23 protein-coding genes are annotated in these 22,782 nt (G+C 73.5%); 17 read left to right on the top strand and 6 right to left on the bottom strand.

The window, feature by feature from the left end:
- Positions 1-21: 21 nt before the first annotated feature.
- From NO900_RS02355 to NO900_RS02345, 3 genes are read right to left on the bottom strand one after another with little or no spacing between them, the layout of a single operon-like run.
- A complete protein-coding gene (locus NO900_RS02355; RefSeq protein WP_256407603.1) occupies positions 22-804 on the bottom strand; it encodes a cobalt-precorrin-7 (C(5))-methyltransferase in 783 nt (260 codons plus the stop codon).
- Positions 801-1,499 (bottom strand): precorrin-8X methylmutase, encoded by a 699-nt coding sequence (locus tag NO900_RS02350; RefSeq protein ID WP_256407602.1) that lies wholly within the window; start codon positions 1,497-1,499, stop codon positions 801-803. The genes NO900_RS02355 and NO900_RS02350 overlap by 4 nt, the downstream gene beginning before the upstream one ends.
- Positions 1,489-5,448, bottom strand: a complete 3,960-nt coding sequence (locus tag NO900_RS02345) for a cobaltochelatase subunit CobN (protein ID WP_256407601.1) — start codon at positions 5,446-5,448, stop codon at positions 1,489-1,491. Before NO900_RS02345 ends, NO900_RS02350 begins: the two co-directional genes overlap by 11 nt.
- Positions 5,449-5,481: 33 nt before the next feature.
- Between NO900_RS02345 and NO900_RS02340 the strand changes: the two genes are divergently transcribed.
- Genes NO900_RS02340 through NO900_RS02325 form a run of 4 tightly spaced genes read left to right on the top strand, consistent with a single transcriptional unit; the run spans position 5,482 to position 9,099 of the window.
- Entirely contained in the window at positions 5,482-7,701 is a 2,220-nt protein-coding gene (locus NO900_RS02340; RefSeq protein ID WP_256407600.1) for a VWA domain-containing protein, read from the top strand.
- A 56-nt stretch (positions 7,702-7,757) separates the two neighbouring features.
- Positions 7,758-7,946: a CbtB domain-containing protein gene (locus tag NO900_RS02335; RefSeq protein WP_256407599.1), complete on the top strand. Its 189-nt coding sequence runs from the start codon at positions 7,758-7,760 to the stop codon at positions 7,944-7,946.
- Positions 7,946-8,689, top strand: coding sequence for a CbtA family protein (locus NO900_RS02330; RefSeq protein ID WP_256407598.1), 744 nt, complete (start codon positions 7,946-7,948; stop codon positions 8,687-8,689). Before NO900_RS02335 ends, NO900_RS02330 begins: the two co-directional genes overlap by 1 nt.
- Positions 8,689-9,099, top strand: coding sequence for a (2Fe-2S) ferredoxin domain-containing protein (locus NO900_RS02325; protein WP_379791513.1), 411 nt, complete (start codon positions 8,689-8,691; stop codon positions 9,097-9,099). The genes NO900_RS02330 and NO900_RS02325 overlap by 1 nt, the downstream gene beginning before the upstream one ends.
- A 15-nt stretch (positions 9,100-9,114) precedes the next feature.
- On the opposite strand, the gene NO900_RS02320 is transcribed toward NO900_RS02325, so the two are convergent.
- Positions 9,115-9,918 (bottom strand): DUF7839 domain-containing protein, encoded by an 804-nt coding sequence (locus NO900_RS02320; protein WP_256407597.1) that lies wholly within the window; start codon positions 9,916-9,918, stop codon positions 9,115-9,117.
- A gap of 151 nt (positions 9,919-10,069) precedes the next feature.
- Between NO900_RS02320 and cbiT the strand changes: the two genes are divergently transcribed.
- The 13 genes from cbiT to hmgA all read left to right on the top strand — a co-directional run bounded on the left by cbiT (position 10,070) and on the right by hmgA (position 20,737).
- Positions 10,070-10,675: a precorrin-6Y C5,15-methyltransferase (decarboxylating) subunit CbiT gene (gene cbiT, locus NO900_RS02315; RefSeq protein ID WP_256407596.1), complete on the top strand. Its 606-nt coding sequence runs from the start codon at positions 10,070-10,072 to the stop codon at positions 10,673-10,675.
- Complete coding sequence (locus NO900_RS02310) at positions 10,672-11,385, top strand: cobalt-factor II C(20)-methyltransferase (protein WP_256407595.1); 714 nt, start codon at positions 10,672-10,674, stop codon at positions 11,383-11,385. The genes cbiT and NO900_RS02310 overlap by 4 nt, the downstream gene beginning before the upstream one ends.
- A complete protein-coding gene (locus tag NO900_RS02305; RefSeq protein ID WP_256407594.1) occupies positions 11,378-12,349 on the top strand; it encodes a cobalt-precorrin-4/precorrin-4 C(11)-methyltransferase in 972 nt (323 codons plus the stop codon). The genes NO900_RS02310 and NO900_RS02305 overlap by 8 nt, the downstream gene beginning before the upstream one ends.
- On the top strand, positions 12,349-13,398 hold the full coding sequence (cbiG, locus tag NO900_RS02300) for a cobalt-precorrin 5A hydrolase (protein ID WP_256407593.1): 1,050 nt from the start codon (positions 12,349-12,351) through the stop codon (positions 13,396-13,398). The genes NO900_RS02305 and cbiG overlap by 1 nt, the downstream gene beginning before the upstream one ends.
- A gap of 28 nt (positions 13,399-13,426) precedes the next feature.
- Entirely contained in the window at positions 13,427-14,389 is a 963-nt protein-coding gene (locus tag NO900_RS02295) for a precorrin-3B C(17)-methyltransferase (RefSeq protein ID WP_256407592.1), read from the top strand.
- 2 nt (positions 14,390-14,391) lie between these two features.
- The gene (gene cobJ, locus NO900_RS02290; protein WP_256407591.1) at positions 14,392-15,444 is read left to right on the top strand and encodes a precorrin-3B C(17)-methyltransferase; all 1,053 of its coding nucleotides are present in this window, start codon (positions 14,392-14,394) and stop codon (positions 15,442-15,444) included.
- 79 nt (positions 15,445-15,523) lie between these two features.
- Positions 15,524-15,808: a ferredoxin gene (locus tag NO900_RS02285; RefSeq protein ID WP_256407813.1), complete on the top strand. Its 285-nt coding sequence runs from the start codon at positions 15,524-15,526 to the stop codon at positions 15,806-15,808.
- Positions 15,805-16,542 carry a cobalamin biosynthesis protein gene (locus NO900_RS02280; protein WP_256407590.1) on the top strand — a complete coding sequence of 246 codons (738 nt, stop codon included), beginning with the start codon at positions 15,805-15,807 and terminating at the stop codon, positions 16,540-16,542. The genes NO900_RS02285 and NO900_RS02280 overlap by 4 nt, the downstream gene beginning before the upstream one ends.
- Entirely contained in the window at positions 16,539-17,756 is a 1,218-nt protein-coding gene (locus NO900_RS02275) for a CbiX/SirB N-terminal domain-containing protein (RefSeq protein ID WP_256407589.1), read from the top strand. Before NO900_RS02280 ends, NO900_RS02275 begins: the two co-directional genes overlap by 4 nt.
- Positions 17,757-17,792: 36 nt before the next feature.
- Positions 17,793-18,170, top strand: a complete 378-nt coding sequence (locus NO900_RS02270) for a DUF3209 family protein (RefSeq protein WP_256407588.1) — start codon at positions 17,793-17,795, stop codon at positions 18,168-18,170.
- Positions 18,171-18,477: 307 nt separating this feature from the next.
- Positions 18,478-18,768: a hypothetical protein gene (locus tag NO900_RS02265; RefSeq protein WP_256407587.1), complete on the top strand. Its 291-nt coding sequence runs from the start codon at positions 18,478-18,480 to the stop codon at positions 18,766-18,768.
- Positions 18,769-18,942: 174 nt separating this feature from the next.
- Entirely contained in the window at positions 18,943-19,416 is a 474-nt protein-coding gene (locus NO900_RS02260; RefSeq protein ID WP_256407586.1) for a GNAT family N-acetyltransferase, read from the top strand.
- Positions 19,417-19,513: 97 nt separating this feature from the next.
- Positions 19,514-20,737, top strand: a complete 1,224-nt coding sequence (hmgA, locus tag NO900_RS02255; RefSeq protein WP_256407585.1) for a hydroxymethylglutaryl-CoA reductase (NADPH) — start codon at positions 19,514-19,516, stop codon at positions 20,735-20,737.
- Positions 20,738-20,767: 30 nt separating this feature from the next.
- On the opposite strand, the gene NO900_RS02250 is transcribed toward hmgA, so the two are convergent.
- Positions 20,768-21,085, bottom strand: coding sequence for a DUF2250 domain-containing protein (locus NO900_RS02250; protein WP_256407584.1), 318 nt, complete (start codon positions 21,083-21,085; stop codon positions 20,768-20,770).
- A gap of 140 nt (positions 21,086-21,225) precedes the next feature.
- The gene (gene cofH, locus NO900_RS02245; protein ID WP_256407583.1) at positions 21,226-22,653 is read right to left on the bottom strand and encodes a 7,8-didemethyl-8-hydroxy-5-deazariboflavin synthase subunit CofH; all 1,428 of its coding nucleotides are present in this window, start codon (positions 22,651-22,653) and stop codon (positions 21,226-21,228) included.
- Positions 22,654-22,782 lie beyond the last annotated feature (129 nt).

The following is a 22,782-nucleotide window of genomic DNA, read 5'->3' as shown; positions in this document are numbered from 1 at the left end:
CTGCGATCGGCGTCGACCCCGCTACCGCCGAACGACCAGCACCGACAGGTCGGAGAACGGCGAGTCGTCGGGGCCGTCGCCGTCGGCGTGCGCGGCGAGTTCACCGAGCGTCGTCCGGGTGATCCGCTCGTCGTCGCGGGTGAGCCGCTCGCAGACGAGCGCCTCGGCGCCGGGGTCGCCGCCGTGTTCGAGCAGGTCGGCGGCGACGTCCCCCGGCATCCAGTCGAAGGGACGGGGCAACACGAGGAGGTGACGCTCCCCGACCGCGTCTCGGAGCCGGTCCAGGCCCTCGGTGAGGTCACCGCTCTTGTGGAGCGTGACGAAGGCCGCGTCCTCCATCGGCGTGCGCGCCCGGCTGGCCGCCACCTGTATCGATGAGACCCCCGGGACGACGCGGAGGTCGACCCCGCCGTCCGCCGCCCCGTCGACCGCGCGCTCGACCTTCCCGACGAACTGGTAGCCGGAGTGGTTCGGATCGCCCATCAGGACCGCGACCCCGCGCTCCCCGCCGGCGACCCGGTCGGCGAACGCCGCCAGCGCGCCCGCCTCGTCCCGGTACCCGCACGTCAGGCAGTCGGCGTCCGTTCGGTCGCGGACGAGGTCGACGACCGTCTCGAAGCCGACGACGACGTCCGCCTCCCGGAGGGCGCGCTCGGCCCGCGGCACCAGGTACTCGGGGTTGCCGGGCCCGACGCCGACGGCGTGGACGGTCGCCTCCGACTCGGCCGTCCGGTCGGCCTCCGGACCGTCCGCGGCGTACGCCGCCGGGTCCGGACCCGAGTCGAGGTCGTACTCGTCCGTCACGGCTCCGCCCCGCGGAGCGCGTCGAGCGTCGTCTCGCCGTTGCGGACGTCGCTGGCGGCGTGGACGAGCTCGTTGGTCAGGCCGGCCGCCAGCCCGGAGCCGCCGCGCCGACCGACGTTCGTCACCGCCGGGACGCCGTGCGCGGCGGCGACCTCGCGCACCCGCTCCCGGCTCTCGGCCGCCTTCACGAACCCGACCGGCGTCGCGACGACGACCGCCGGCCGCGTCCCCTGTTCGATGCAGTCGGCGAGCGCGAGCGCGGCCGTCGGCGCGTTGCCGACGACGGCGATCGCGCCGTCGTAGACGCCGCGCTCGTCGAGTTCGAGCACGCTCGCCGCGGTGCGGGTCATCCCGGTCTCGGCGGCGAGCTCCGCGCCGTTGCCGATCGCCTTCCTGACCTCGCAGTCGTGGCCGCGGCCCGTCACCCCGGACTTCACCATCGTGATGTCGGTCACGATCGGGCGCTCGTCGAGCACGGCTTCCGCCCCGGCCGAGACCGGGTCGTTTGCGAACCGCATCAGGTGCGCGAACTCGGGGTCGCCGGTGGCGTGGACGGCCTTCGCGCGCAGCCGGTCGGTCGGCGTCTCCTGGTCGACGAGCTCGTGGACGCGGTCCATGCTCGTCTCGGCGATCTCCATCGCGTCCGCGGTCGTCGCGCCGAGGTCGGCGTACGCCTCCGTCCCATCAGTCGTCATCGCCGGGCACCTCCGTCGGCCCCCCGGCGGCGCGTTCCTCGATGTCGCCGTCGACGTCGAGGTTGCGGTCCCGGAGCGCCCTGACGACCTCCTCGTCCGCGTCCCAGAGGCCGCGGTCGACCGCCTCCAGCAGCGTGTCCGTGATCGATTCGAGCGCCCACGGGTTGACGTCGCGCATCCAGTCGGCCCGGTCGTCGTCGAGCGCGTACTTCTCGGCGACGTCCCGCCAGAGGCGGTCGGAGACGACGCCGGTCGTCGCGTCCCAGCCGAGCGCCACGTCGACCGTCTTCGAGAGGTCGCCGGCGCCCTTGTAGCCGTGCTCCGCCATCGAGTCGAGCCAGTCGGGGTTGAGCACGCGCGCCCGCATCGCCTTCCGGACCTTCTCCTCGTTCGTGTACACGTCGACGTTGTCGGGGTCCGAGGAGTCGCCGACGTACGACGCCGGCTCCGCGCCCGAGACCTCGGTGACGGCGGTGATGAACCCGCCGTGGAACGCGTACCAGTCGGAGGAGTCGAACTCGTCCTGCTCCATCGTGTCCTCGATCTTCACCGTCGCCTCGACGTTCCCGAGCCGGCGCTCGAACGCGTCGTGCGCCGCCGAGGCGGTGCCGCGGGAGCCGAGCGCGTAGCCGCCCCACTGGACGTACACCTCGGCCAGGTCCGCGGCGTCCTCCCAGTTCCCCTCGTCGACCGCCTTGTTCGTCCCCGCGCCGTAGCCGCCGGGGCGCGTCGTGAACACGCGATGCTTCGCGGCCGCCTCGGGGTCCTCGTGGCCGTCGTCGGCCAGCGCCGCGGCCTCCTCCTCGACGTGCTTCTTCACGTAGTTCATCTCGTGGGGCTCGTCGAGGGCGACCACGGCGTCGACCGCGTCGTGGATCACGCTCGCGGCCTGCGGGAACGCGTCCCGGAACAGCCCGGAGACGCGGGTCGTGGCGTCGACGCGAGGGCGGTCCAGCTCGTCGAGCGGGATCGGCTCCACGTCGTCGATCCGTCCCGCGTCGGTCCACACCGGCCGCACGCCCATCGTCGCGAGCACCTGCGCGATCGTCTCGCCCCGGGTCCGGACGGTCGGCGTCCCCCAGGCGACGACGCCGATCTCCTCGGGGTACTCCCCCTGCTCGTCGCGGTGGCGCGCGAGCGTGTCGGCCGCGATCTCGCTCCCGACCTCCCACGCGGCCTTGGCGGGCACCTTCCGCGGGTCGAGGGTGTAGAAGTTCCGCCCGGTCGGGAGCAGGTCGACGCCCCCGCGGGTGGGCGCGCCGGAGCCGCCCGGCGGGACGTACTCCCCGGCCAGCGCGTCGGCCGTGCGCGGGATCTCCGCCTCTGCGCCGCGGACGCGGGGGGCCGCCTCCTCGGAAATAAACCGCAGCGCGTCCCGGAGGTCGTCGTGGGCGCCCCCGCGGACCCGGGCGTCGCCGAGCGGGTCGACGTCGACGACGAGCAGGTTGATCGTCGTCTCGTCCCCCGGTCCGGCGTCGGACTCCGACTCGGGCACGTCGAAGCCGTGGGCGGCCAGCGTCCGGACGAGCTCCCTGCTCGTCTCGTACACCTCGTCGGCGGCCTCGCCGTAGGTCATCCCCAGCGTCTCGTCGTACTCGCCCGGCGCGTCGAGCATCCGGTCGTAGTCGACCCCGAGCACCCCGGCGACCGACTCGCGCAGGCTCGGCCCGCCCGGGTTCTCCAGCCGCGTGAGCGCGACGAGGTACTCCACGAGCCGGTCGTCGACCGGCGGCTCGCCCATCGTGTGGAGCCCCAGTCGGATCTGGGTGTTCTTCACGTCGGTGAGGTAGGCGTGGATCCGCTCGACGAGCTCGTCGGTCGAGAGCTCGTCGCCGTCGACCGCGCCCTCGGCGAGCGTCGTCCCGGCCGCGTCGGGGCCGCGGACGTCGGCCTTCTCGTCCACCTCGCCGCCGATCCCGAGCTCGACGGCGAGGTCGAGCTCGTCGACCGCCTCCCGGACGAGCTCGCCGAGCCGCGCGCCCTCGTCGGTGCGGACCTCGGTGCCGCCGGCCTCGCGGTATCGCCGCGCGAGGTCCTCCAGCTCGGCCAGCTCGTCGTAGGCCCCGGCGCGGCGCATCACCGGCGTGAGGTAGTCGACGACCGCGGCGTACGACCGCCGCTTCGCCTGCGTCCCCTCGCCGGGGTTGTTGACGATGTAGGGGTAGACGTTCGGGAGGTCGTCGATCAGGCCGTCCGGCGCCGAGCCGGAGCCGAGCCCGACCGTCTTGCCCGGCAGCCACTCCAGCGAGCCGTGGGTGCCGAGGTGGACGACGGCGTCGGCGTCGAACGCGTTCCGGAGCCACCCGTAGAAGGCGACGTAGTCGTGCGGCGGCCAGAGGTCGGAGTCGTGGTACACCTTCTCCGGGTCCATCCCGAACCCGCGCGGGGGTTGGACGGTGACGAGGACGTTGCCGAACTCGACGCCCGGGATCGCGAACGGCCGGTCCGGCGGCTCGCCCCACTCGTCGAGAACGCCCTCGCGGAACCGGTCGCTCGCTCCGTCGAACCACTCGGCGTACCGCGCCGGCGACACGGTGTCGACGCTGCGGTCGCGCACGTCGCCCGGGGCGACCCACCGGTCGTCGAGCGTGAGCTGGCTCGTGAGCGCGTCGATGAGCTCCTCGCCGTCGGCGACGGGGGCGGAGCCGGTCGGGCCGGATCCCGCGCCGCCGGAGCCCGCGTTGCCGCCCCCCGCGGCGCCACAGGTCCCCGAACCGAGGTCGTAGCCGCGCGCGTCGAGCTCGTCGAGCAGGTTGACCGTCGACTCGGGGGAGTCGAGGCCGAAGGCGGTCCCGATCCCGTCGTCGCTCGGCGGGTAGTTGTGGAGCACGACCGCGACCTTCTTCTCATCGTTCGGCGTGTGCCGGAGCTCGGCCCAGTTGACCGCGAGCCGCGCGGCGTGGTCGACGCGGTCCTCGATCGGGAAGTGCTGTTTCGGCGCCGAGCCGATGCCGGCGGCGTCGTCGGTGCGCTCCTTCCCCGAGATCGGGTGCGTGATCACGTTGCCGTCGAACTCGGGGAGCGCGACGGAGAGCGCGAGCTCGAACCCCATCACGCCGGTGTCGCTCGACGCGTAGCGGGACCGCGAGCGCATCGTCGTCACCGTCTGGATCACGGGGACGCCGAGCTCGTCGAGGAAGACGCCCTCCGCGTCGGCGCCCTCATCGGCGGCGTCGCGGCCGCGCTCGCTCATCGACAGCGAGAACATGAACGACGAGAGCACGGCGTCGACGACCGGCTCGCCGCGGTCGTCGGCGAAGTAGCGCTCGGCCGTCCACTCCGCGTCCTCCTGCCCCGGCTCGTCGCTGACGGGGTTACAGAAGACGGGCAGCGCGTTCGCGCCGAGCGCCTCCAGCCGCCGGACCTGCGCGTCGACGTACCGGACGTTCTCGTGGGTCCAGTGCGACTCGTAGAACCAGACGCCGACCGTCGGCGCGTCCGCGTCGAAGGTCGCGACCAGTTCCTCGTACCCCGCGCCGGGGTGATCGGGGTGGTAGACGCCCTCGGTCGGCAGCTCGATCGGGTCGTCGACGTCGCCCGCGACCGCGCCGTCGCCGTACTCCCGCGCGAGGTACCGCATCCCGTTCGCGATGTTGACCGCGCCGCCGCGGTCGAGGTACTCGGAGACCGCTTCCCGGTCGCCCGACGCGACCGAGGTGTCCTCCGACGCGAAGGCGTCGCCGGTCGCCTTCACGACGAGGGGGACGCCGGCGTCACGGAGCTCGTCGACCGCGAACTCGTACCCCGGCATGCTGTCTTTCCCCCCGTGGAGCCAGAGGACGACCGCGTCCGCGTCCCCGAGCTCGTCGACGAACGAGGCCACGTCGCGCTGCTCGCCGAGGTCGCCGTCGGACCGGACGACGAGGTCGATCTCGTCGAGGCCCTCCGCGGCCGTCTGGACCGCTCCGAGCTCGTTCTCCGTCGCCGTGTAGAGGCCGATGGTTGTCACAAGTTATTAAACCTCCTCTGTAGTAACACAAGTATGGTTGATTTGGGGACAAACAAAAAAGTTTCCACCCCCCTGCCGGCGGTCGTCGGCCAGACCGACCTCAAGCGGGTGCTCCTCGCGCTGGCGGTCGAACCGGGCCTGAGCGGCGCCCTGCTCAGGGGCGAGAAGGGGACCGCCAAGTCGACGTCGGTCAGGGCGCTCGCGGACCTCCTCCCCGAGCAGGCGGTCGTCGCCGACTGCCCGTACGGCTGTCCGCCGCCGGACGCGACCGAGGCGGCGGCGGAGACGGGAGGGGCCGCCGCGGCGGAGCGGTGCGCCGACTGCCGCGACCGCGAGGACCCCCCGGTGGCGACGAGGCCGGCCCCGCTCGTGACGCTCCCGCTCGGCGCGACCCGCGACCGCGTGGTCGGGACGCTCTCCGTCGCCGACGCGCTCGACGGCGAGGCCGAGTTCGACCCCGGGCTGCTCGCCCGCGCCAACCGCGGGATCCTCTACGTCGACGAGGTCAACCTGCTCCCGGACCACCTCGTCGACGTGCTGCTCGACGCCGCCGCGGCGGGCACGAACCGCGTCGAGCGCGACGGCGTCAGCGTCGCGCACCCCGCCGACTTCACCCTCGTCGGGACGATGAACCCCGAGGAGGGCGAGCTCCGACCACAGCTGCGCGACCGCTTCGATCTCTGCGTCGACGTCGCGAGCAGCGACGAGATCGACGAGCGCGTCGAGATCCTGGACCGCGTCGTCGACGGCGCCGACGGCGGCGACCGGGATCTCCGTGCGGAGTTCGCGTCGGAGACGGCGGCCCTCCGGGAACGGGTCCGCGACGCGCGCGACCGCCGCCCCGCGATCCCCGAGGAGTTCAAGCGCGACATCGCCGAGTGCTGCCGCGACGCGGGCGTCGACGGTCACCGCGCCGACTTCGCCGTCGCCCGGGCCGCCCGGGCGTTCGCCGCCCTCGACGGGCGCCCGAAAGTCCTCGAATCGGACGTGGCGGCCGCCGCCGAGCACGCGCTGGCGCACCGCCTGCGGTCGGCCCCCTTCGACGAGGCGACCGACCCCGAGGCGATCGTGGACGAGCACTTCGACGACGCCGCCGAGGGCGACGGCGAGCCGGGGTCCGACGGCGAGGGCCGGGAAGCCGAGGCCCCCGACGCGGACGAGAGCGACGGGGACGGGAACGCCGGGGCCGACGGGGAGGCGGACGGCGACGGGGAGGGACCCGGCGCGGGCGACGAGGGAGCGCCCGCCGACCGCGACGGGGGCGACGGGGAGCGCGACGGAGCCGACGGCGGCGGGGAGGATCGGGACCGCGACGGGGCCGACCGCGCTCCCGCCGACGGTCCCCGCGACCCCGGACCCCGGGACGGCGACGCGGGCGACCCGGACGATCCCGACCGGTCGCCGGGCGGCGCGACGGCCGCGGACCGCGACGACGGCGCGGACGGGGAGGCGCCCGCGCCGATCGCGCCCGGCGCGGCCCGGGCGGGAGTCGGCGACGCGACGGCGCCGGCGGTCCCGTCGCCCGCCGACCGCGGCGACGGGGCGGACGCGGTCGACGAGGCGGGCGGCAGGCACGAGGCGGGGCCCGATCCCGGGGGCCGCGGGCCGGCGGTCCGGACCGAGCGCGCGGACGGGAGCGACGCCGCGGACCCGGCCGCGACGGTCCGGGCGGCGGCGCGGAACGGCCGGACGACCCCGACCGACGCCGACCTTCGGCGGGCGGTCCGGGAGGACGACGCCCGCGCGCTCACGGTGTTCGTCGCGGACGCCAGCGCCTCGATGGCCCCGGCGATGCGCGCCGCGAAGGGGGTGGCGCTGGAGCTGCTGCGCGACGCGTACGCCGAGCGGGACGAGGTGGCGCTGGTCTCGTTCGGCGGCGACGAGGCCGAGGTGCTCCTCCCGCCGACGGCGAGCGTGTCGCTGGCCGCGCGCCAGCTGAAGGAGCTCCCGACGGCCGACCGGACCCCGCTCCCGGACGCGCTCCGGACGGCGGCGTCGCTCGTCGAGCGCGAGGACCCGGCCGCGGCGACGGTCGTGCTCGTCTCCGACGGCCGCGCGAACGTCACGGACGGCAGCCCGACGGCGGCGACCCGGCGGGCGGCCGACCGGCTCGCGGCGACGGACGCCTCCGTCCTCGTCGTCGACGCGGGCGAGCCGCGGGCGGGCGTCCTCGACGTCGTCTGCGAGGCGACGGGCGCGCGGCGGACCGACCTCGCTGCGCTCTCGCCGGAGTCCGTGCTCGGAGACCACTGAGATTTCCGCGGAGCGAAAGTTTTACAATCTGAGTTTACCTTTTCCAACTCGGATTTATGTCGACGCACACCAACACCGTCGCCGACCGGTTCGCCGCGGCCGGCGCACAGCTCGACCCGCTCACCGCGCTCACCGCGGCCGCGCTCGTCGCGGCGCTGGGCTTCGCCCTCCTGTTCATGCAGGAGCCGCTCGCCCACGAGGCGCTCCACGACTTCCGGCACGGGGCGGGGATCACCTGCCACTGATGATCGACCGCATCCGACGCGGGGTCGCGGCCGGGGGCGTCGCCGGAGCGGCGTACGGGCTGTTCACGTGGCTGGTGCTCTCGCCCGCCGTCGGCTACCTGGAACGCGCCGCGTCCCACGGGAGCGGGCACGGGCACGGCGGCCACGGCCACGCGCAGGAGGCCGCTCGCGCGCTGGGCGAGGCGACGACGGCGCTCGTCAGCGCCGGCGGCGGCGTCCTGTGGGGGATCCTGCTGGGCGCCGCGTTCGGCGCCGCGTACTACCTGTTCGAGCCCGCGCTGCCCGGCGGCGAGGCGAAGGCCTACGTCCTCGCCGGGGCCGGCTTCCTCGCCGTCTCGGTCGCGCCGTGGACCGTCCTCCCGCCCGTCGTCCCGGGCATGGAACAGCTGTACGGCCCGAGCGTCCGCGTTCCGCTGTACCTCGGGCTGATCGGGGTCGGCGCGCTGGTCGCGGCCGCGAGCGTGCTCGCGTACGACCGCGCGAGCGCCGCCCGTAGCCGGCGCGTCGGCGCGGTCGCCGCGGCCCTCCCCCTGGTCGCGCTCGCGCTGCTCGCGGCGCTCGCGCCGCCGACGCTGACCGGGGGGGAGGCGCCCGCCGAGCTCGCGGTCGCCTTCCGGTGGCTCGTGGCGCTCTCACAGGCCGGGCTCTGGGCGCTGATCGCCGCCGCGTTCGGCCGCCTCGACCGACGCGCCGGCCGACGCGTCCCGGACTCCTCGGCGGCGACCCCGACGGGGGCCGACTGATGGAACGGCGGACCGAGCGGATGCGCGAGCGCGGCCTCGCCGCGACCGTGCTGGTCTGTACGAACGAGCGCGCGGAGCACGCCGCCTGCGCCGCCGCCGACGGCGCCGCCGTCGCCGACGCGGCCCGCGACTGGCTCCGCGAGCGGGACCGCTACTGGTCGGAGGTCGCCGTCGCGGAGACCTCCTGTCTCGGGCTGTGCAGCGAGGCGGGCGCCGCCGTCGTCGTCCACCCCCGCGACGAGTGGTTCGCGGCGGTGACGCCGGGCGACGTGCCGGCCCTCATGGCGCAGCTGTTCGAGTCCGGCGCGGACGACGGTGACGCGGACGACGAGGACACGGAAGACGCCGCCGCAGAAGAGACAGTCCCGGACGACGCCGCCGACGCGACCGACCCGGCGACGATCGGCTGAGCCGCCTGCTCCCGGCTAGAACGCGTCCGAGTCGAGGACCTGGTGCGGCACGTTCCCGTCGCGGAGCTTCGAGGTGTGCCGCGGGATCTCGTCGGTCACGGCCACTAACAGCACGTCGAGGCCGAGCGTCCCCGCCTCGGCGACGGCCTCGGCGGTCCCGAACCGGATGTCGGGGGAGGTGTCGCTCCGCGAGACGAGCGCGTACGCCTCCGTCCCGGCGACCGCGACGAGCCCGTCGTCGGGGGCGTGCGCCGCGATCACCGCCGGGTCGGGCGGGGCCTCGTCGGTGACGGTGGGGACGGGCAGGACGGTGACGGTCCCGGTCTCGTAGTCGACGACGCCCTCGAAGTCGGCGACGCCGACGGCCGCGCCGCGCTCCGCGCTCGTGACCGTGACCGCGGTCGCGGTCCCGCCGGCGGGGTTGGCGTGGAGGACGCCGTCGCGCATCACCAGCCCGACCTCGCTCCCCTCGGCCACGTCGTCGAGCGCGATCGCGGCGTCGACCTCGACGCTGCCGAGGACGTCGGAGTTGACCCGTTCGAGGTACGTCTCTAAGTCGTCGGTCCGGGAGATGAGCCAGTCGACCCCCTCCTTCGTCACCTCGTACCGGCCGCGGCCGCCCTTCTCCACGTACCCCGACTCGACGAGGTCCCGGACGTAGTCGCTGACCGCCTGCGAGGTCACGCCGATCGTCTCCGCGATCTCGCCCTGGCTCACGGCCGGCTGGCGGGCCGCGATCTCCACGAGCACCTGATACCGCGTCGCGCTCCGCTTGTTCTCCAGGACGTCCGGCGAGCCCCCGTCCGCTGAGTCAGCCATCGTGGATCCTTTTGCTGCCGTAAATAAAGTCTTGTTGTCTATCTTCCGGGGCAGTCGCGCTGAACGGGGTTCTCAGCGCGCTCGCTATAAAGTAGAGTTTTCTTAATACAACCAAAATTGTTTTGTGGTGCGGCGCACTTGTATATCGAGAATGCAGGCGACACGACTCCCGAACGACGCGAAGGCCGGCCCGACCAAGCCCGAGGTCCGGGCGGTGCTGGCGCGCAAGCTCGCGCTCGGTCCCGACGATCACTTCGTCGAGGTCGGCTCCTGTACCGGGGCGGTAACGATCGAGGCCGCCCGCCGCGCGGGGCGGGTGACGGCGCTCGAACGGAAGGCGGAACGGCTCGAAACCACCCGCGCGAACCTCGACGCGAACGAGCACGACGCCGAGATCAGCCTCGTGAACGCCGAGGCGCCGGAGCGGCTCCCGGCCGACGGCGACGTGCTCTTCCTCGGCGGCTCGCGGAACTACGAGCGCGTCCTCGACGAGGCGCTCGCGGCCGGCTACGACCGGGTCGTGATGAACGTGTCGCGCCTGGAGGTCGCCGGGGAGGCGGCCCGGACCTTCCGCGACCGCGACGTGCTCGACGAGGTCCTGTGCCTCCAGATGGCGACGGGGTACGACCTCGCGGGCGCGACGAGCTTCGACGCCGACAACCCGGTGTACATGCTCGTCGGCGAGCCCGGGGCCGGCGACGGGTCGGCGCCGGACGACGGGTCGGCGGCCGCCGACAACTCCGGAGGCGACGCATGACCCTCTACGGCGTCGGACTCGGGCCGGGCGACCCCGACCTGATCTCCGTCCGCGGGCGCGAGGTCCTCGACTCGGTCGACGCGGTGTACTCTCCCGGGCGGCTCTCGCGCCGGGTCGCGACCGAACACGTCCCGGACGAGCGGATCGGCGACCTCGACTTCCCGATGACGAGCGACGAGGAGCGGCTCCGCGAGGCGTGGAGAGAGGCCGCGGCCGCGATCGCCCCCGAGGCGCGCGGCGGCGACGTCGCCTTCGTCACCCTCGGCGATCCGAACGTCTACTCCACGTTCGGCCACCTCAGGCGGACGCTCGACGCGTTCCACCCCGACGTGGACGTGGCGATCGTCCCCGGGATCAGCGCGATGACGGCGTTCGCGACCGCCCTTGACGTCGAGGTCGAGGCCGGCGCCGGGCTCGCGCTCCGCGAGGCCGCCGGCGGGAGCGCGCCCACGGGCCCCGACAGGATGGTCCTGTTCAAGGTGACCGACGCCCCCGAGACGGCCCGGAAGCTCGACCGCGCGGGCTACGACGTGCGGTTCGGGCGGCGGCTGTTCATGGAGGGGGACGAGACGACCGTCACCGCCGACGCCGACGCGCTCGCGGACCGCGACTACTACACGCTCGCGTACGCCGAGCGCCGCGGCCTCGAAACGTCGAGCGCGACGGACGAGTTCGCTGTCGACCAGGACGCGGAGGTCGCCGATGACTGACGGACCGACCGACTCGGAGAGCTCGGTCGACGCCGCCGGCGACCGGTCGGAGGGCGGGCTCGACCCGCGGGTCCGCGAGCACACCGCCGGCGAGGAGCAGGAGGGGATCCCGTTCATCGGCGCGGGCCCGGGCGATCCCGGGCTCCTCACCCTGCGCGGCAAGGAGCTGGTCGACGAGGCCGACCTCGTCGTCCACGCCGGCTCGCTGGTCTCCAGCGCGCTCCTCGAAGAGCACTGCGCGGACGCGGAGCTGGTGAACTCGGTGGGGAAGGACCTCGAGGAGCTGGTCCCGCTGATGCGGGACGCCCACGAGGAGGGGCGCACCGTCGTCCGGCTCCACAGCGGCGACCCCGCGGTGTACGGCGCCGCCCTCGAGCAGATCGACGCGCTCGAACGCGAGGGCGTCCCGGCCTACGTCGTCCCCGGCGTCACGTCGTCGTTCGCGGCGGCGGCGACGCTGCGCACCCAGCTCACGCTGAACGGCGTCGCGAACCACGTCGCGTTCACCCGCCCCCGGGGGAAGACGCTCGACGCCGAGGACGACCACATCGGCGAGTTCGTCGAGATGGGCGACGTGACGACCTGCATCTACCTCGGCACCCACGCGGTGAGCGACGCGATGGACCGCCTGCTCGACCGCGAGGGCGTCGACCCGGAGACGCCGGTCGCGGTCGTCTACCACGCCTCGTGGGACGACGAGGACGTGATCACCGGGACGGTCGCCGACATCGGCGGGAAGGTGGAGGCGGCGGGGTACCGCGCGTCCGCGATGGTCCTCATCGGCGAGGCCGCGACGGGCGCCGGCTACGAGCGCTCGTACCTCTACGGCGACTGGGCGAACGGTGAGAGCGCGAACGGCGGGAGCGCGGACGCGACGAGCGACGGACCGAGCGACGCGGCGGACGCCGGCGGGGCGGACGCGGGCGACGCCGCGGCGCCGACCAACACGGAGGCCGACGACTGATGAGCACCGACAGCGACGACGGCACGACCGCGGGGAGTACAGACGCGACCGACGCGACGGACGGGACCGACGCAAACGACGCAAACGACGCGACCGACGGCTCCGGCGGCGGCCACTGCTCTACAGCCGACTCGGACGGCGAGACGGCGGAGGAGATCGCGATAATCAGCTTCGAGCGGAAGCTCGACACCGCCGACGAGATCGTCGAGGGGATCGGCGACCGCTACGAGTCGATCGACGTGATCGAGTACCACGGCGACGTGTTCGCCGAGCACTGGGGCGAGTACGACTGCTTCGTCGGGCTGATGGCCTCCGGGATCGCCATGCGCAAGACCGCGCCGCTGCTCGACGACAAGTGGGACGACCCCGCGATCGTCGTCGTCGACGAGGAGCTCACGTGGGCGATCCCGATCACCGGCGGCCACCACGGCGCCAACCAGGTGGCCGACGACCTCGCGACGCTCGGCGCCGTGCCGGCGATGACCACCGCCTCGGAGGCGGCGGACAAGCAGGGCGTCGAGAAGCGGGCGAAGGCGCTGTCCGCCCACGTCGTCAACGGCGACTCGACGGTCGCGACGAACCTCGCCGTCCTCGACGACGAGCTGGGCCCGGTCGCGCGGCTCGACGGCCCGCGGGCGGTGCTGGTCGACGACGACGTGACGGTCCTCAAACGCAACGCCGACGACGGGGTCGTGCTCGGCACGGGCTCCGTCTCCGGCGCGGACGAGGAGCGGTTCCTGGAGGCCTGGGACCGGGCGCTCGACGAGGTCGACCGCGACTGGGGCGACGTCGAGTTCGTCGCCACCGCGACGCGGAAGGCCGAGGAGGAGGGCCTCCTCGCCGCGGCCGCGACGCGCGACGTCGGCGTCGTCGCCTTCGACAAGGAGACGCTGCTGGAGTTCGAGGGGCCGACGCCGTCGAAGGCGAAGGCGCTGATCGGCTGGCCGGGGGTCGCCGAGGCGAGCGCCGTCGCCGGCGGCGCCGACCACGAGCTGATCGCGGAGAAGACCAGCCACGAGAGCGAAGTGACCGTGGCGGTGGGCCGATGACCCGGCGCGCCGACGCGGGAGGGCGCCGATGACCGGGAACGGCTCGGCGCCCGGCGGCGCGGACGGCGCGCCCGACGAGATGGGGACGCTGTACGTCGTCGGCATCGGTCCGGGGCTCCCGCACGCGATGACCCAGCGGGCCCGCGACGTGATCCGCCACGCCGACTGCGTCATCGCGTCGAACCTCTACCAAGAGTTCCTGCGTCGGGACGGCACGATCCCGCCCGAGTCCCGGACCGAGGACGCCGCCGCGACCGACGGCGGTGCTGCGGCGGATTCGTCCGGGAGCGCGGCCGACGGCACCGTCGACGCCGACTGGACGCCCGGCAACGTCGGCACCCACCCCGACGGCGAGACCGTCGAGATCGTGCGCTCGTCGATGGGCCAGCAGATCGAGCTCGCCCGCGAGGCGTTCGCGCGCGTCCGCGCCGGACAGGACGTGGCGCACGTCTCCGGCGGCGACCCCAACGTCTACGGCAAGTCCGACCTCGTCTACCTGATGGCCGACGAGGACGGCGCCGACGACGTCCCGATCGAGATCGTGCCCGGCGTGACGGCCGCGCTCGGCGGCGCCGCGATGGTCGGCGCGCCGCTCTCGAACGACTTCTGTACGATCTCGCTGTCCGACAAGTGGCGCGGCTGGGAGGAGATCGCGGAGAAGCTCCGCGCCGCGGCGGTCGCGGACTTCTCGATCGTCCTCTACAACTGCTGGCGCGACTACGAGCGCGCGATCGAGGTCCTCCGCGAGCACCGCACCGACGACGCCCCGGTGGCGATCGTCAACGACGCCGGCCGCGGCGAGGCCGGGCGCAACCTCGACGACGAGACGTACACGCTGACGACGCTGGGCGAGGCGACCGCCCACGACGACGAGGTCGGCGGCATGGGCACGTCCCTGATCGTCGGCACCCACGAGACCGAGGTCTGGGAGAACGACTACGACCGGTTCCTCGTCACCCCGCGTGGCGGGCGAGACGTCGACGACTTCTGACAATGAGCGACACCACCTGCGGCACGACGGACGAATCGAGCGCGAACTGCGGCGGTAGCGGTGCCGACGCCGACGCCGACGCGGCCGCGGACGGCGGCGCGGCGACCGACGCCGACGCGGCGACGGACGGCGGCGCGACGACGGAGGCGACGGGCGGGTCGTCGTCGGCCTGCGGCGCGAGCGGGTCCGGCGACGCGGCCGGCTCCGGCTCCTCGTGCGGCGCCTCGAAGTCGGCGGCGACCGAGGAGACGGTCGGGTCGACGGCCGACGACTTCGACGCCGACCCCGGGCGGCTGGTCGCCGTCGGGCTCGGTCCCGGCCAGCCCGAGGGGATGACGGGGCGCGCCCGGGCGAGGCTGCTGGAGGCGGACCACATCGTCGGCTACACGACGTACATGGAGCTGATCCCGGACGAGATCACCGAGGCGGCCGACGAGCTGTACGACACGCCGATGTGCGGCGAGGTCTCGCGGACCGAGGAGGCGGTCGACCGCGCGCTCGCGGGCAACGACGTCGCCATCGTCGGCTCCGGCGACCCGAACGTCTACGCGCTCGGCGGGCTCGCGCTGGAGATCGTCGAGTCGAAGGGCGCGACGGCGTCGGCGGTCGACTTCGAGGTCGTCCCCGGCGTCCCGGCCGCGCAGTCCTGCGCGGCCCGCGTCGGCGCGCCGCTCGTCAACGACTCGGTGTCGATCTCGCTGTCGGACCACCTCACGCCGATGGACGAGATCGAGTCGCGGCTCAACGCGGTCGCGGCCGAGGGGTTCACGATCGCGATCTACAACCCGTGGAGCCGGAAGCGCCGCGAGAACTTCGAGACGGCCTGCGAGATCCTCCTCGAACACCGCCCCGCTGACACGCCCGTCGGCGTCGTCCACGGCGCCGGGCGCGACGACGAGCGCGTCGAGATCGTCGAGCTCGGCGAGCTGGAGTCGCTCGGCGAGACCGACCTGATCGACATGACGACGACGCTGCTCGTCGGCAACGAGGAGACGTACGTCTGGGACGGCCGGATGATCACCCCGCGCGGCTACGAGAGCAAGTATGACTACTGAGCCCGCCGACGCCGAGCGCGAGGGGGCCGAGGCGGTCGACGGCGAGCGCGAGGGAGCCGAGCCGGTCGACGCCGAGCCGATCGACACCGAGACGACGTACCGCGTCGCCGTCGACCTGGACGCCTGCGACGGGGTCTTCGCCTGCCTCGTCCGCGACGACCGGTTCGTCGAGGCCGACGGGGGGCTCGTCGGGTTCGACCCCGCCGACGCGGCGGGCCCGGTCGAGCGGACCGCCGACGAGGTCGCGGCGACGTTCTCGGACGGGCGCGTCGACGAGGCCCGGACGGCCGCGGCGGCGTGCCCGCTCGACGCGATCGCCGTCGAGGAGCGGGACGCCGCCGACCGACGGGGAGGTGACGCGTGAGCGCCGTCGAGCCGACGCCGGACGACATGCTCGCCCGCCACCCGGAGACGGCCTACTTCTGGGGGCACGTCGCCGGCGGCGGTCGGGTGACAGAGCGGAGCGTCGAGATCGAGGTCACTGACGAGGACGCCGCCCGTCGCCTGTCGGCCATCGCCGGCGGCGGCACCGTCGACCACCGGATCGCCGAGCGCGACTTCGCGCACGACACGGCGGTCACCCGGCGGACCGACGAGTACACCGTGCAGGTCGTCGACCCGACGCTGGCCGCGAACGCCGCGGCGGCGCTCGGCCTGCCGGTCGGCTCCGATCCGGGCGGCTACCGGTTCGACGCGCTCCGCGACCACCGCCGGGAGCTGCTCCGCGGGCTGCTGGAGTCGTGCGGCGTCGTCTGCTTCCGCGAGTCGAGCGCCGCGGTCGGGATCTCGTTCGTCCACGACGACGCCCGGCTGCTGTCGCGGGTCCGGACGCTCCTCGACGCGGCGGGGTTCGGATCGGCGGAGCCGCAGCCGTCGTCGTCGGGCGGGCACTGGTTCGGCGTCGCCGACGGCGACACGGCCGCGTTCGCCGAGTGGGTGTACGAGGGCGCCGCCGACAGCGGGCTGTTCGCGACGAGCCGCCGCCGCAAGACCCTCCGCAGCGTCGAGCGGGCCGCGGGCCTCGACGTCGGAAGCCTCATCGAAGCGACCGACGCAGAGGGGACCGACCCGACCGACGCGGAGGGGGATGAGCCGTGAGCCGCGCGGCCGACGCCGTCGGGATCGGCGACGACGAGACCGCGCTGCTCGTCGGCCACGGCTCGCGCCGGGACAAGTCGAACGAGGCGGTGCGCGAGCTCGCGGCCGGGCTCGAAGACCGGATCGGCGTCTCGACCGACGCCGCGTTCCTCGAGCTCGCGGAGCCGTCGATCCCCGAGGCGATCGAGACGCTCGCGCACTGCTCCGGCCGGATCACGATGGTCCCGCTGTCGCTGTTCGCGGCCAGCCACGTCAAGAACGACCTCCCGCTCGCCGTGAAGCGGGCGCGAAGCGACCACCCGAACGTCAGGTTCCACGCGGGCGCCCACCTCGGGATCCACCCGGCGATACTCGACCTGCTCGACGACCGGGCGCGGGCCGTGGAGGCGGAGCTGGGCGTCGACCGCGCGGCCGACGACGTCGCCGTCGTGGTCTGCGCCCGCGGCTCCTCGGACCCGGACTCGAACGCCGACGTGCACAAGCTCGCGAGGCTGCTGTACGAGGGCCGCGAGTTCGACCGGGTGGCGGCGGGCTTCATCGGCGTCACCGAACCCCTCCTCGACGAGGTGCTCCACGACGTCGCGAAGACCCGACCGGACGCGGTCGTCGTGCTGCCGTACATGCTCGGCGACGGCGTGTTGACCGGGCGGATCCGCGACGGCGCCGCCGACTTCGACGCGGAGTACCCGTACGTCGACGCCGCGGCCGGCGACCCGCTCGGGACGGACACGCGGCTGCTGGACGTCCTCGCCGACCGGTGGCAGGAGGCGCGCACCGACTCGGTCGACATGTCGTGTGACACCTGCAAGTACAAGGTCGAACTCGACGGGTACGAGGAGGACGAGGGCGGCGCGCGCGCGATGCTCCGCGCGCTGACCCACCAGCAGGCGCACGAGGACCGCGACGACGTCGCCGACGAGCCCCACGCCCACGACGCGCCGGAGACCCACCTCGCCGTCTGCACGAACCAGACCTGCGCGGCGGGCGGCTCCCCCGCGGTCCTGGAGAACCTCCGACAGGCGGCCCGGGACGCCGACGCCGACGTCCACGTGACGCGGTCGTCGTGCTTCGACCAGTGCGGCGACGGGCCGATCGTCGCGCAGTACCCCGACGGGGTCTGGTACGGGGCCTGCGACGACGCGGACGCCGACCGGATCGTCTCCGCCGTCGAGCGGGACCGAATCGTCAGCGACCTCGTTCACCAGACGCTGTGAGACCGCGCGACCACGCCCATAACGACCACTTCCACGATGAGCTGTGACGAAATCGAAGCCCTACGACTCGGTCTGATGAACTGCCTCGGAACCACGGACGACGCCGTCCGCCGCCACGCGGAGGGGGAGCTCGGCGACGCCCTCGACGGCGACACGCCGATCGCCGCCCTCGCGGCCGCCGACTCCCTCGCGGAGCTTCGGCGCCACCTCGACGCCGCGCTCGTCGACCTAGAGGAGGAGGTCGCGGCCCTCGACGCGGACGACCCGGAGTACGGGTACGCCCGCGGCCGCCTCGTGGCCGTCCGGGACGCCGAGCGATCGGTGGCCCGGCTCGCCGACGCCGGCGAGTCGCTCCTCGACGACCTCGGGGACTCACACCACACACTCCACGAGGTGTTCCCCGTCGAGGAGTGACACCATACCCGGCGGAGAGCGAACCGGTCCCGAGATCACCGCAGGGCGGATCCCCGGCGAACCGAGTGGCGGAAACAGCTCCGTACTGCGGCCCGCTACCGCCTGTGCTCCGCGTTCGCGGTGGGCTCCCCGTCGCCCGACGACGAGCCGGCCGAGACACCGTTCGACCTCGTCGCCTCACAGGACTTCGGGGGACGTCCGGGAACACGCCATAGGGGTTCCGACCGCATCCGACGCGACCCCTCCGGACGCCCGCGACCGGATCCCCCGCGTCGCATATCGGCTCGCACCGCCCGCAGGTCGGCCGATGCAACGCGCCGATCTCGAACAACGCTCGACGGGCGGCGTTCACTTGGTGTTCGAGTGGTTCCGATCGCTCGTCGTCGAGATGCGGGAGCGACTGAAGCCCCGTATCTGGCTGTCCGGCTTGGGACCGGTCGGCCCGTACCGTAAGCAGGTAGTCGTTTACCGGCGACGTATCGGCGATCCGGTCGACCGGATCACCGGGATTCTCGTGACTGATCTCGGCGTCGACCGGGTCATCGGGACCCACCTACCGTTCCCGGGTCGCCCACCCTCACGAAGGCTCGCCGACTGAGGGGGCTCCCTCGATCCGGACGGTTTGCGTCGAACGCGAGTCGTTCGGCTTCCGAGGAACCCGAGAGTTCGCGCCTTTCAGTAGTCGCTCAACCGCGACTCCACGACGTTCCGGTGTTTCCCACGTTCCCGGTGGCGGTGGAGTTATAATCCGCTGGCGTATTACATCCTTGCAGTGAGCGTCAACGTGAAGAAGCGGACGGACCCGCCCGGAGCGTCCGACCACGCCGCGGCGGCGTGGGACCTCAAAGAGCGGATCCGAGCCGAGGAAGGGGTCCTCCGGCAGCGCCGCGGCTTCTTCACCGACGCCTACCGCCGCTCCACGACGCACCTCCTCGTCGAGAACGACGCGCTCGTCGCGTTCGCCTCGGTCCGCCGCGACGGCTACATCCTCTTCCTCGCCGTCCACCCCGACCACCGGGGGCGCGGCCACGCGGAGCGGCTCGTCGCCGACGTCGCCGAGGAGCATCGGTCGGTCACCTGTCACGCCCGGACGACGAACGAGTCGGCGCTCGGCTTCTACGAGCACCTCGGCTTCGAGGTCGTCCGCCGGATCGACGGCTACTACGAGGACGGCGGCGACGCCTACTACCTGAAGCTCGGCGGCGAGTCGCTGCGCGAGCGGCTCTCCGGGATCGTCGGGCGCTGAAGCTGGGGCCGTCGGACGCCGAAGCGGCCGCGGCCGGGAGCCCCGTCTCCCCCGCCGAATCGACAACCATTAGCACGCGCCGCGAGGAGACGCGGGCATGACCGATCCCACCCCCGCGTCGCTCGCGGAGCGCGTCCGCGACGGCGAGGTCCGCTTCCACGAGCTCGAAGAGCACGCCGACGCCGACACGGCCGCGGCGGCCCGCCGCCGCCTCGTCGCGGAGACCGCGGACGCCGACGTCGACGTCTTGGGCGACTACGCCTTCGACGCCGCCGACGCCCACGGGTCGAACGTCGAGAACATGATCGGCGCCGTGCAGGTGCCGCTCGGCGTCGCCGGCCCCGTCTCGGTCGACGGCGGCGCGTTCGCCGGCGAGCGCTACCTCCCGCTGGCGACCACGGAGGGCGCGCTGGTCGCCTCGATCAACCGCGGCTGCTCGGTCGTCAACGACGCCGGCGGGGCGACCGCCCGGGTGACGAAGAGCGGGATGACCCGCGCGCCGGTGTTCCGCGTCGCCGACGTGGCCGAGGCGGAGGCGCTCGTCGCGTGGGTCCGCGACAACGAGGGGACGCTGCGCGAGGCCGCCGAGTCGACGACGAGCCACGGCGAGCTGCTCGACGTGACGCCGTACGTCGTCGGCAACAACGTCTTCCTCCGGTTCCGCTACGACACGAAGGACGCGATGGGGATGAACATGGCCACCATCGCGACGCGGGAGGCCTGCGACGCGATCGAGGCCGAGACGGACGCCTCGCTCGTCGCGCTCTCCGGGAACCTCTGTGCCGACAAGAAGCCCGCCGCGATCAACGCGGTCGAGGGCCGCGGCCGCTCCGTGAGCGCCGACGTCGAGGTCCCCCGCGAGGTCGTCGAGGACCGGCTCCACACGACCCCGGAGGCGATCGCCGAGATCAACACCCGGAAGAACCTCGTCGGCTCCGCGAAGGCCGGCGGGCTCGGCTTCAACGCCCACGTCGCCAACGCGGTCGCGGCGATGTTCCTCGCCACCGGACAGGACGAGGCGCAGGTCGTCGAGGGCGCGAACGCGATCACGACCGCGGAGGCGACGCCGGAGGGCGACCTCTACTGCTCCGTGTCGCTGGCGAGCCTCGAAGTCGGGACCGTCGGCGGGGGGACGACGCTCCCGACGCAGGCCGCCGGGCTCGACGTGCTCGGCGTCCGCGGGGGCGGCGACCCCGCCGGGAGCAACGGGGACGCGCTCGCGGAAGCGATCGCGGTCGGCGCGCTCGCGGGCGAGCTCTCGCTGCTCGCGGCGCTCGGCTCCAGACACCTCTCCTCGGCGCACGCGGACCTCGGACGATAGGGCGGCCGCGGTCGCCTCACCGGAACGCGCTCAGTCCGACCACCGGTCGCAGTCGTCGCGGAGCGCGTCGCGGCCGGCGTCGGTGACGCGGAAGACCGCCTCGCCGGTCACCCGCTCGACGAGCCCCGCCCCGTCGAGCGCGTCCAGCCGCGACTCGACGTGTTCGACGTACAGCCCCGTGTTGCTCGCGACGAACGCGGGGTAGTCGGTCCCGACGTCGTCGAGGTACGCGAGCACCCGCTCGTCGGAGCGGGTGAGCGCGAGTCCGGAGCGGTCGGGGTCGGCGCCGTCCTCCTCGGGCGGCGCGTCCCTCCCCGAGCCGGCGGTCGGCGCGTCTGACGCTGGCATGCTACCCGTGTTAATGCATACCAATATAAAGAGTATTGCGGCCGTTCCCGGTCCCTGGGAGGCGGCGAAAGGGAAAGCGGCGTGCGTCGACGTCGGTCCCTCGTCACCCGCCCCGGCCGACTCGCTCTCGTCGCCGATCCTCAGTCGTCCGCGCCGGCCGACTCGCCCTCGGGGCCCGGGGTGTCGGGCGACCGGTCCGGCAGCATGGGGGAGCCGTCGGCCCGGGGACCGAGCCGCGGCCCGTGGGGGCCCTCGTCGGGGTCGATCCGGCGGCGGGTGCGGTAGTCGGTGGAGCGCTCGACCGGGGTGCGACCGATCGCCGCGATCATCTCGACGTAGTCGTCGAACGACCGGTACTCGCCGTACTCGCCGCCGGCCCGCTTCGTGATCTCCTCCGAGAGGATGGTGCCCATGAAGTCGTCGGCGCCGCAGTTGAGCAGCTTCAGGCCGTGGGCGTCGCCCGACTTCACCCACGAGGCCTGCACGTGGTCGACGTTGTCGAGGAAGAGGCGGGCGACCGCCACCACGAGCTCGTCCTCGTCGCGCGAGGGGCCGGAGTCGACGACGCCGTGGCGGTAGAGGGGGGTGTTCTGATGAATGAACGAGAGGGGGACGAACTCCGTGATCCCCCCGGTGCGGTCCTGGAGGTCCCGGATCACTTTCAGGTGTTCCGCGCGGTGTTCGACGGTCTCGACGTGGCCGTACATCATCGTCGAGGTGACGTCGAGCCCGGCCGCGACCGCGCCCTCCATCGCCGCCACCCAGTCGTCCGTGCGGATCTTGCCCGGGCAGATCACGTCGCGGACCTCGTCGACGAGGATCTCCGCGGCGGTGCCGGGCGCCGAGTCGAGCCCGGCCGAAGCGAGCTCGCGGTACACCGCCTCGTACTCCCAGTCGGTGCCGCGGGCGGCGTGGTACGCCTCCTCCGGCGTCATCGAGTGCAGGTGGACCCCGCCGACGGACATCGCCTCGATCTGCTCGACGTAGGTGCCCGGGTCGGTGTCGTACCGCTCGGGCGGCTTGTAGTTCACCGCGCTCGCCGGGTCGTCGTACGCCGAGAGGACCTCGTGGTGCGCCTCGTTCAGCGCCAGCGCGGGGTGGAGCCCCGACACCGAGCACACCTCGTAGATCCCCATGTCGAGGGCGTCCTCGACGATCCGGCGGGACTCCGCCGGGGGCTTCGTGAACCCGGCGTGGTCCGCGTCGCTGTCGGCCTCGAACGCGTGCGCCGAGTCCTTGAAGTTGCAGAACAGACAGCCCGTGTTGCAGGCGGTCGTGACGTTGTTGTTGAGGTTGGCGACGAACGTCACCTCGTCGCCGACCGCCTCGCGGCGCCGCCGGTCCGCGGCCTCCAAGACGGCCTCCTTCCGGACCGGGTCGATCCCCGCCCGGTCCGTGCCGGTCGCGAGGAGCTCGGTGGCGTCGTCGACCGTGAGCCGGGTCCCGTCGCGGGCCTTCGCCAGCGCGTTCTCGAACGACTGGTCGGTGGCGGGGTCGTCGAAGCCGAAGTCGTCGTCGAGCGCGGCCGCGTCGCCGGCGGCCGCGTCGGAGTCCCGCGCCGAAGTCATGTGGTAACCGTCCCCGCCCCACGACCAAAAGCGGGACGGTCACGGCATCCCCTCTCAGAACCGTGATACGGGCCGCACGCGCGAGATACGAGCGAAATGGAGGCCCGAACCGCCGCCGGCGACATGGGA

This window comes from Halorubrum rutilum (genome assembly GCF_024494565.1).
Note: the sequence above shows the minus strand (reverse complement) of the source record. Positions and strands in the feature narration are given on the sequence as shown.